This window comes from Actinospica durhamensis, assembly GCF_018139695.1.
Taxonomy (GTDB): Bacteria; Actinomycetota; Actinomycetes; order Streptomycetales; family Catenulisporaceae; genus Actinospica; species Actinospica durhamensis.
The window spans coordinates 1-1,008 of record NZ_JAGSOG010000616.1; the positions used below are offsets into that span (position 1 = coordinate 1).

General features: G+C 68.3%; 1 protein-coding gene. It reads right to left on the reverse strand.

Features of this window, described 5'->3' with window-relative positions:
• Positions 1 to 123: 123 nt before the first annotated feature.
• Positions 124 to 1,008, reverse strand: an 885-nt coding sequence (locus KDL01_RS41385) for a sugar ABC transporter substrate-binding protein (RefSeq protein ID WP_212534188.1), incomplete at its 5' end; no start/stop codon positions are given.

Sequence of the window (1,008 nt, forward strand, 5' to 3'; positions counted from 1 at the left end):
GTTGGGGCGTGGCCCGGGGCCGGGGCGGTGGCCGCCCCGGCCCGGCCGCGCACAGCGCCCGCGGGCCCCTGTGCCGCAGAACTCATCACGAAACCTCGATACTCTTCCCGGTCAACCCTGGCCTCAGCCCGCGGACTGCGCCGAGGACTGCGCCGTCGCCAACGCCGCCGCCACACTCGAAGACCCGGTCAACGCCGACTGCACCGCCGTCCACAACGCCTGCGAGATCTTCGGGTACCTCGTCCCCAGATTCTCACTCGTACGCCCCTTCGCCGTGTGCACCGCCGTGATCCACGGACCCAGCGCCGCCGAGGCCGAACCCTGCTGCGCCTGCACCGCCGCCGTCGCACCGACGTAGGAGAGCGTCGTATCCGTCGTGTACGCGTTGCCCGCACTGGTGAGGCACGCCACGATCTTCTCCGTCGTCGCATACCGCGACGTATCCGACTGCACCGGCACCGTCACGAACTCCCCACCCGTCGGAGTCGGCGCCGCCCCACCGCTCTCCGCCGGAATACTGATGATCCCGTACGGGAACGACCCCGACGCCGCGTTCGCCAACTGCCACGTCCCGTTCTCGCTAAACGCCGTCCCCCCCGCCGCGAACTCCTGCCAACTGGTCGTCTGGGTATCGCCCAGCACCGAGTTCGGCGCATACCCGTCCTTCACCCACGACGCCCACAACCCCAACGCCGCCTGCGCCTGCGCCGAATCCAGACTCGTCAGATCCGCCCCCGCACCCCAAAACCACGGCTCGAACTGGAAACTGCCCTCCTCCGTCCCGATCGCCGAGAACGTGATCCCCACCTTCCCCACCGCCTTCACCCTCGCCAACGCCGCCGTCAACGACGCCCAATCCGTGATCGAAGACGCATCCACCCCCGCCGCCTTCAAAATCGACTTGTTGTAATACAACGCCAGCGTGTTCGCCCCGATCGGAATCCCATACGTCTTCCCGTCCACCTGCCCCGCCCCCAGCAGATTCGCCTCCACCGCACTGGTATCCAC